Below are 8,276 nucleotides of genomic sequence, written 5' to 3'. Positions count from 1 at the left end.
TCTAAAAATTTAAAAGGCCACCGGAAAGGTTTATTTTTTTAAGCCATTCTGGTGGTCTGGTTGGTTATGAACGGGTGAGTGAAAAGCGCTTACTTTCTTTAGCTTTTTCATAATCATTGTTACGCTCTATTTAGCCCTAGGGACAAAACAGAAAGGATTATGAGAAATGAAAAGAAAAGGATTAAAGAGTTTACTATTTGGAGCGTTATTTTTTATTGGATTTATCATCTGGACAGTACTTATCCAGATTGTTGATGTTCAGCCCGCCGGGCAGAACGGGACAGACATAGGCTTTGCCACCATCAACTGTTATTTTCACAAATTGACCGGGGTTCATATGGTCATTTACACTATAACTGACTTGCTGGAACTTGTACCTATTTTCGTATGTCTGATATTTGCAGGTATCGGTCTTGTCCAGTTGATACAAAGGAAGAACCTGTTTAAAGTCGATTCCGACATATTAGTACTAGGAATATACTATATTATAGTGATATTTGGATATCTGCTATTTGAAATGATACCGATAAATTACAGACCAATACTGATAGATGGATTTATGGAGGCGTCGTATCCATCCTCGACAACACTGTTGGTATTAAGTGTTATGCCAACTCTCTGGTTCCAGGCAAAAAGAAGGATGAAGAATGAGATTTTACTGAAATATGTATGTGCATTTTCGGCTCTGTTCTCCATTTTTATGGTCATAGGAAGAACTGGCAGAAGCTTTATATGTTTCAAGAACTGCCATTTCCAAGTGGGAGTCAGGCCGTGGATACCCGAGTATAGATTCGTTAAAAGAGATATCGAGATTCTTTTCAGTATCTATAGACGAATTGCTGTCGGCAGAAAAGATGGTGTCAATCGCCGAAAAAGAGAACAGGGACAATATCAGATATATCTGCGATATGCTTCTTGGAATTATAGATGTGCTTGCGATGATAATGATTATCCTGCCCATATATCCCAATAGGATTGACGGTGCCTATTATGCGGTGAGTCTTCCTGATTATGTTCAGGCGGGAAGCTTAAAGTGCACACTTTATTGGGCTGTGCTAATTTTGCTGATGATCATCGGAGCGGTGAAGATTCTTTTGACCAGATTGAAGCAGGAAAAAGCAGGGAAAATCATAACGGTCATATCGATGATCGTAGGAATTATTGCAGTGCTTCTTCTTGCAATGGCCAAGGAAGCTTACGGAGTATCAATAATGTTTATTATGATTGTGGCAAAGGGAATTTTGATCTACAAAATGAGATAAATCATGTGTTCAGTACTTACCATGGGACCAATAGGAATCACGCCGGAGCTTAAGCGCAAGGGAGGCTTATGGAAGATAAATGACTAAGGAGGTACGATTTTGAGGCAGAATGAAAAATATAGCGAGATGAGGAAGAAGCCAATGGAATATCGTAAGGCGTTTGACACAATTCCAGAGCAGTTTGATAAGTTCAGACCCCGTTACAGCCCTGAGCTGTTCGAATTTTTCATCAAGGAAGCCAACATTGGAGTTCAGACGAAGGTGCTGGAAATAGGCCCGGGAACCGGCCAGGCGACGGATCCGATTCTGGATACCGGCTGCGATTATAATGCCATTGAGCTCGGGGAGCATCTTTATGAAAAGATGAAAGATAAATACGGAGCAAGATCGAATTTCCATATCGTGAACGACGACTTCATTACACACGATTTCGGGGAGCAGAAATATGATGTGATATATTCTGCTGCAACGATTCAGTGGATTCCGGAGAAGGTCGCTTTTTCCAAGACGTTTGAACTGTTAAAGCCCGGCGGAACGTTGGCAATGATGTTTCTGATTGGGGATTATAAGACGCCCAATGAGGAGTTGTACAGCAATATCCAGAAGGTTTACGACGAATATTATAAGCCGGTAACGGAATACAAGAACATGAAGGAGCCATTTGACTATCTTCATGCGACCGACTATGGCTATGTGGATCTGACGCGCCAAGATTTCTATGGAAAACGCACTTTTTCTGCGGATGAATATGTGATGTATTGCGGCACGCACAGTGATCACATTTTAATCCCGGAGCCTTATAAAACGAAGTTTTTCGAAGGGCTTCGGAGCGCGGCGCTTGCGGGCGGAGATAAAGTCGAGTTTTGGGATACCTATGTGCTGTATCTGACGAAGAAACCGGCGTAAGTGCATGAAAAATCATCTCGGAATTTACCGAAAAATATTGGAGTGAAAAACAGACTTAAATCCGAGCAAGGAGAAGGTCGGTTTTTATTTTACGTTAATATATAATTACAGAAGGAGGGCAAAATCCGATGAATCTACGAGCATACAACGCAGAAAAAGACTTCTCGCTAATAAAGGACTGGATCACAGATGAAAAAACACACGCTTTGTGGTGTGCAAATAAGACCTCTTTTCCCATTCAGAAAGAGTCTTTTGACCGGATGCTGGCTGATCTATCAGAGAGATTTGGAGACAATCCGTTTGTTGCCGTTGATGAAAAGGGTGAACCCACTGGATTCTTCTGCTATTCACTAAATAATGAGACCAAAGAGGGAATGCTTAAGTTTGTGATGGTGGATCCGGCAAGGCGCGGTAAAGGGCTGGGAAAAGAAATGATCCGAGCAGCTGCAGATTATGCTTTTGATGAAACCGGAGCCACTGCGGTTCAGCTTATGGTCTTCTCGGTAAATGAACGCGCAAGGCATTGCTATGAAAGCGTCGGATTTAAAGAAAGACGCACCGAGACCGGAGCTTTTTCATATTATGACGAAGTATGGGACAGATGCAACATGGTTTTGAAGAATGCAAACGCATTGCTGGATCAAAACCATGGCAAGTCTCGGATACAGCAAAATTTATAGAGAATCAGTGCCATTGCCAAACGGCAAGGCTTTGTGGAGGTTGGATTATAAATGATTATTGAAACAGAACGATTATTCTTACGTGAAATGACCATGAAAAAACTTACAGACTACAAGACGATCGACCATCTGACCGATCAGATCAGCGTTGAAAAAGTATATCCGCTTTCAATATTAGAGGGGATTCAAAGTGGCGAGATATATGTTGATGATGCTGATTCTCCGAATGCCGCACTGATCTGGCACTACTGCGGCTTTGCAAATATCCTGGGGAATTATAATGAGAAATTCATTGAAGAAACCATGACAATGATGCCAAATCCGCCGGAGGGTCACTCTGGACGCATGGCGCTGCAAGCAGAAAACGATCCCCGGTTGCAGGAAATGATACTGAAGACTCCGGGAGTTTCTAAATACGATAGGTATATCTTCGATTTCACCGGGAAAAGAGATATCATCTCACCCACCATGGAATCAAAGCCGGAAGAAATAACCCTGGATAACTACGATCTGATGAGCGGAAAGATAATACCTACATTTTCCTGGGAGGATAAGCGCACATTTTTAGGAAAGGGATTCGGATACTGCCTGATCGAAGACGGCCATATGGCGGCGTGCGCGTTTTCTTCAGGAGTCTCAAAGGATTATGTGGATATCGGAGTAGAAACAGCAGAAAAGTGCCGCGGAAAAGGCTATGGCAAGATTGTTGCTTACGCAATGGTACAAGAAATTCTTCGAAGAGGGAAACTACCCGTATGGGACTGTGATACAAGAAATGAAGCATCCATGCGACTGGCCTGTTCCGTCGGATTCGAAATAACCGGAACGCATCCCTGGTACAAATATGAAGGATAATAGGAGATCTTAAATAGCATGAAATTGCTAATGTATCAGATAAACAGATGAATCTGGATTTGTTGAAATGTCTGTTAATGAAAATGGCACAATGACGTCGGTTTGTTGGTGCTTTTAATTGAGATTTGAGTTTCCATTTTGGGATTAGTAACGTAATTGTCTGCCGCGATTTAATAAACTGCTTAAATGGGCAGGCAAATATCGGCGAAATTTTCTGCTATAAACAAGCAAACTGCAGATACAGGCAGACAAAAAGTTCAAAAAATGTCTGCCCTAAACCAGAAAATAGCAGATACAGGCAGACGAAAAGTTCAAAAAACGTCTGCCCTAAACAAGAAAACCGCAGATACAGGCAGTCAAACATCCTAAAAAATGCCTGCCATAAATAACCAAACTACCGAAACAGGCAGGCTCACCTTATTAAAACTTAACATTTTCTCGAGAATCGAGCCGTCCGCAAGCGAAAAGGCCGCTACTACTTCGAATTTGTCGTGATGAGGGCATAGCCTTTTATCTTGCAAAATATTTTAGGAGTGAGCGGGGATCAGAGTTATGAACATCAAAAAGATAATCAGGGCTATTATTTTATTTATAATAGGTGTCATTTTGGCAGTTGCATTTATATTTGGCGGGCAGGAATTGTTCTATCGCATAAAGGCACCTTCCGAATATGTGATCACGACCGAGAATGAGATACGGAAGCAGTACAGGTATGAGTGCGGCGCATATTCAACGGCCTATGTGCTTCGAAGTCTGGGTGAAGATGTTGATTCTAAAGAATTATATGATTCGCTGGAACCTAAGGGTAAGGATGGCTCTGTACCTTATGAGACAATGCAGGCAGGTGCTGAGCGGTACGGATATAAACTTGAGTCCGGTATGATTTCTTTAGCGGCACTTAAGTATGAAGTCAGCAAAGGAGTGCCTGTAATTGTAGGGATGGAGATAGCCCCCGGCAATTCGCTTCCGCATTTTCTGCCTATAGTCGGTTATGATGATGAATATATATATGCTGCAGAATCAGTCGGCATATATGCAAACGAGAAAGGTGATCATTATAATAGAAAGATAAAGACAGACACTTTTAAGGAACTGTGGAAAACCGATGGTCATAACCACAACGTTGCCATCAGGGTAGTGCGTAAACGATAACTATGAAAATACTGAAAATTACCGGGAAGGTTTTATTACTACTATTCGGATTATAAAATGAAACATGGGAGATTTAGGAATGGACTTGAAACTATGCAGACTAACCAGGGATTTGATATCATTGAAATCCCTAATGGTGTGGTGGCAAGAAAGCAACATTCATGACATTTAAAAGCAATAAGTATGTAGCATATATTAGCGATTGGAGTTTTAATTAAAAATCATACACCCTGTGACGATAATAAAGATTATGAAAGTGCAATAAATACAATCCTTAACAAGGATTTACAGCTGTTATAATCCGAATTTTACGGAGGTGCAATGCGTTTATATCATGGAAGTAATGTATTAGGTTTGAATGTGCTTGAGCCCAGGCTGGCAGATCATGATAGACCTTATGTGTATATGACCACCATAGATGCGGTGGCAGCACTTTATCTGTGCAATGCTGTTGAGAAACCTTATTACTGGTTCCCTTACGGATTTGATGAAACCGGAAATATACCGGTTTATCATGAACTATATCCAAACGCTCTTAGAGAGGTTTCAGAAGGCGTCAGCGGGTGCATATATGTGGTTGATGCAAATGATGACCAGTATATAAAGTTCAAGAATATTCCATGCGCAAGACTTGGTATAGTACCAATAGAAGTTGCAGATGCAATAATAGTTGATAATGCTTATGATTTCATTCAGAATTACATCAGACAGGGTAAACTCAAAGTAAGCAGATATGAGGATAAGACGTCTGACCAGCTGAATAAATGGCACACGAGATTTGACACTCCAATAATTTTATCGGAGCCCACGGCCTTTTGGGGCTGTGGGTTTCATTTGTGCAAAATTAACTTAGATGAGATAGACAAAGAGGAGGAAGCGATTGGGGGAAGCTTTCATGGATGAAATTATACTTGTTGAACCAAGCAGTGAATATGCCGAAGATCTATGGGCATTCAGGCAGGAAATAATAGAAAAAGATGCTGATGATGAAAACCAGTTTGCAGGGTGTATGTCGCTAAATTCCAGTAGTTCTGCTGACGAATGGATCAGGATTTGCACTCTCAGAAAAGATGAGAAGACATGTGAGGAAGTAGGGACAACAGTCCCATCTCATACTTTTCTTGCAATAAGGAAAAGGGATAGCAGAATTGTGGGCGTAATTGATCTTCGCCATCACATTGATCATCCAATCCTTGGTACCTGGGGCGGACACTGCGGATATTCGGTGCGCCCATCCGAGCGCGGGCATGGCTATGCAAAGGAGATGCTCCGCCTTAATAAGCTAAAAGCGGGAGAGCTGGGAATCGATAAGATGCTTGTAACCTGCGATGAAGGGAATCCTGCAAGCGAGAGAACTATTCTTGCAAATGCCGGAGTATATGAGAAAACCATCGATGTTGATGGGGATAAAATGAAAAGATTCTGGATAAATATAAAAGGGGCACACAAAAACTTTCTGTTTGATCTTGACCAGACTCTGCTCGATTTTAATGCATCCGAGCGTATAGCGCTGGAGATTGTGCTTAAGGCAGGCGGACTTTCCTTTTCAGAAGAGATATATAACGCTTTCAAGGATTACAACAAAGCCTTGTGGGGGGAACTTGAAAAAGGCACCATAAGCAGGACAGAGCTTTTTGTAAAGAGGTTTAATTATATCTTCGGAAAATGTGAAGGCGATTCTTCGGGACTTGATCCTCTTAAGATCAATGCCGAATTCATCAGAACAATGTCTGAAAATGGCGTACTTCTGAATGGTTCGCTGGAGCTGGTAAAAAAAATCAAAACGGAAATAAAGGATTCAAGAATATTTGTCATAACAAATGGCGCGACTATCAATGCCAAAGGCAGAATTGAGACCACAGGCTTGGACAGATATATTGATGGTATTTTTGTAAGCGAGGACATGGGCGTTAACAAGCCTTCAGTAGAGTATTTTGACATGGTGCTCGCTGAGATTGGAGAGTCCAGGGAAAACTGTATTGTTATAGGCGATTCACTCACATCAGATATGCTTGGAGCAAAGAACGCCGGCATGAACTCTGTCTGGTTTATGCCTGGAGGCGATATAGAGAGCGCTATGAAAGAATACGACATCGACTACTGCGCGTCATCATTTGATGAGCTGTATGAGATATTGAAACAATGGTCCAGGGTGGCGGGGTTAGTGACCCATTAGAATGCTCAAACTGGAAATGGAGGATGGAAATGGAAACAGAAAAAATAATTGTGGATGCGACAGCAAGCGTTCCATTTAACAATAACGTGGATTATTGCGTAGGCACAGGCCGACTTGGTCTTGCACTTACTGAAGAATATCTTAAAGAGCTCAAATTTGTGCAGGACATGATTGGCTTTTCATATATCAGAGGTCATGGACTTTTTTCAGATGATGTGGCTATTTACTATGAATATGAGGAAGATGGCGAAACCAAGGTTGAGTACAACTACACTTACATAGACAGGATTTTTGACAGATTCTTAGAGCTTGGAATCCGCCCATATCTTGAGCTTGGATTCATGCCGGAGCAGCTTGCAAGCGGCACACAGACCATCTTTTACTGGAAAGGGAATACTACTCCGCCAAAGGAATATAAGAAGTGGACGGACATGGTTATCGCTCTTCTTGAGCACTTGAAAGCTCGCTACGGTGAGGAAGTTGTGGACTGGCCTATTGAAGTGTGGAATGAGCCAAACCTTCCGGGCTTTTGGTACAAGGCGGATATGGAGGAGTATTGCAAGTTATTTAAAGAGACCTTTCAGGCTATAAAGGATTACGACGATCGCTTTAAGGTAGGTGGTCCCAATGTGGTCTACTTAAGCTGTAAAGCTAGATAAATACTGGCTTTGCAGCTTTTTTATTGTCACAAATTATTTAATTAAATATTCAAAAAACACTTGACAAGACTCCTAAAATTTGCGGCCGCTACGCGGCCCTTAATCAATAAGGAGATGTAGTTTCGTGACTGCGAAACACATATCCAGATTACGCAAATTTAGGAGGTTACGTATGGAAAAACATGAAATCTGCAAACTTATCATCCAAAAGATCAAGCAATATATCTCTTCTCCGGACTGCCTGGAAGCTCACCGTGAAAAGAATCACTTCATCAGAAAGCGCAAACTTTCAATGCTCCACCTAGTAACATATCTATTTTATACCACCAAAGCTTCAATGTACCAAAATCTTGCAGCAATAAGCGAAGATTTATCACCTGACAATTTCCCTTCTGTTTCTAAACAGGCTGTATCCAAAGCACGTCAACACATCAAGCCACAATTATTTAAAGAGCTCTTCAATTTATCAGTAGATCTTTTCTACAAAAATATCCGAAAACGGAAAACATGGCATGGTTACCATATATTTGCCATTGATGGCTCAAGGCTGGAAGTTCCAAACTGTAAATCTAATTTTGAATTCTTC

The 8,276-nt window shown here is 41.4% G+C and carries 9 protein-coding genes and 2 pseudogenes; 10 read left to right on the top strand and 1 reads right to left on the bottom strand.

Annotation, left to right across the window (positions count from 1 at the left end):
- Nucleotides 1-531 precede the first annotated feature (531 nt).
- Nucleotides 532-741: a hypothetical protein gene (locus G608_RS23435; RefSeq protein ID WP_155833323.1), complete on the bottom strand. Its 210-nt coding sequence runs from the start codon at nt 739-741 to the stop codon at nt 532-534.
- Here G608_RS23435 and G608_RS24635 point away from each other — a divergent pair.
- The 10 genes and pseudogenes from G608_RS24635 to G608_RS21765 all read left to right on the top strand — a co-directional run.
- A pseudogene (locus tag G608_RS24635) lies at nt 717-779 on the top strand (XRE family transcriptional regulator); the annotation flags it as partial. The gene G608_RS23435 and the pseudogene G608_RS24635 overlap by 25 nt on opposite strands.
- 57 nt (nt 780-836) lie before the next feature.
- The gene (locus G608_RS21790; protein WP_242829428.1) at nt 837-1,262 is read left to right on the top strand and encodes a hypothetical protein; all 426 of its coding nucleotides are present in this window, start codon (nt 837-839) and stop codon (nt 1,260-1,262) included.
- A 99-nt stretch (nt 1,263-1,361) separates the two neighbouring features.
- Nucleotides 1,362-2,168: a class I SAM-dependent methyltransferase gene (locus tag G608_RS0117565; RefSeq protein ID WP_330367087.1), complete on the top strand. Its 807-nt coding sequence runs from the start codon at nt 1,362-1,364 to the stop codon at nt 2,166-2,168.
- A 128-nt stretch (nt 2,169-2,296) separates the two neighbouring features.
- Complete coding sequence (locus tag G608_RS21785; RefSeq protein WP_051209492.1) at nt 2,297-2,848, top strand: GNAT family N-acetyltransferase; 552 nt, start codon at nt 2,297-2,299, stop codon at nt 2,846-2,848.
- Between the two features lie 51 nt (nt 2,849-2,899).
- Nucleotides 2,900-3,703 carry a GNAT family N-acetyltransferase gene (locus G608_RS0117555; protein ID WP_026497081.1) on the top strand — a complete coding sequence of 268 codons (804 nt, stop codon included), beginning with the start codon at nt 2,900-2,902 and terminating at the stop codon, nt 3,701-3,703.
- A 552-nt stretch (nt 3,704-4,255) separates the two neighbouring features.
- Nucleotides 4,256-4,855: a C39 family peptidase gene (locus G608_RS0117550; protein WP_026497080.1), complete on the top strand. Its 600-nt coding sequence runs from the start codon at nt 4,256-4,258 to the stop codon at nt 4,853-4,855.
- 321 nt (nt 4,856-5,176) lie between these two features.
- Nucleotides 5,177-5,758: a hypothetical protein gene (locus G608_RS21780; protein WP_051209491.1), complete on the top strand. Its 582-nt coding sequence runs from the start codon at nt 5,177-5,179 to the stop codon at nt 5,756-5,758.
- Nucleotides 5,751-7,031, top strand: a complete 1,281-nt coding sequence (locus G608_RS23045) for a YjjG family noncanonical pyrimidine nucleotidase (RefSeq protein ID WP_081677498.1) — start codon at nt 5,751-5,753, stop codon at nt 7,029-7,031. The genes G608_RS21780 and G608_RS23045 overlap by 8 nt, the downstream gene beginning before the upstream one ends.
- A gap of 29 nt (nt 7,032-7,060) precedes the next feature.
- Complete coding sequence (locus tag G608_RS21770) at nt 7,061-7,690, top strand: GH39 family glycosyl hydrolase (protein ID WP_330367086.1); 630 nt, start codon at nt 7,061-7,063, stop codon at nt 7,688-7,690.
- A 172-nt stretch (nt 7,691-7,862) separates the two neighbouring features.
- Nucleotides 7,863-8,276 (top strand): annotated as a pseudogene (locus G608_RS21765) (IS4 family transposase); the annotation flags it as partial.

Source organism: Butyrivibrio sp. WCD3002, from assembly GCF_000424265.1.
In the GTDB taxonomy this organism is placed as follows: domain Bacteria; phylum Bacillota; class Clostridia; order Lachnospirales; family Lachnospiraceae; genus Butyrivibrio.
Note: the sequence above shows the minus strand (reverse complement) of the source record. Positions and strands in the feature narration are given on the sequence as shown.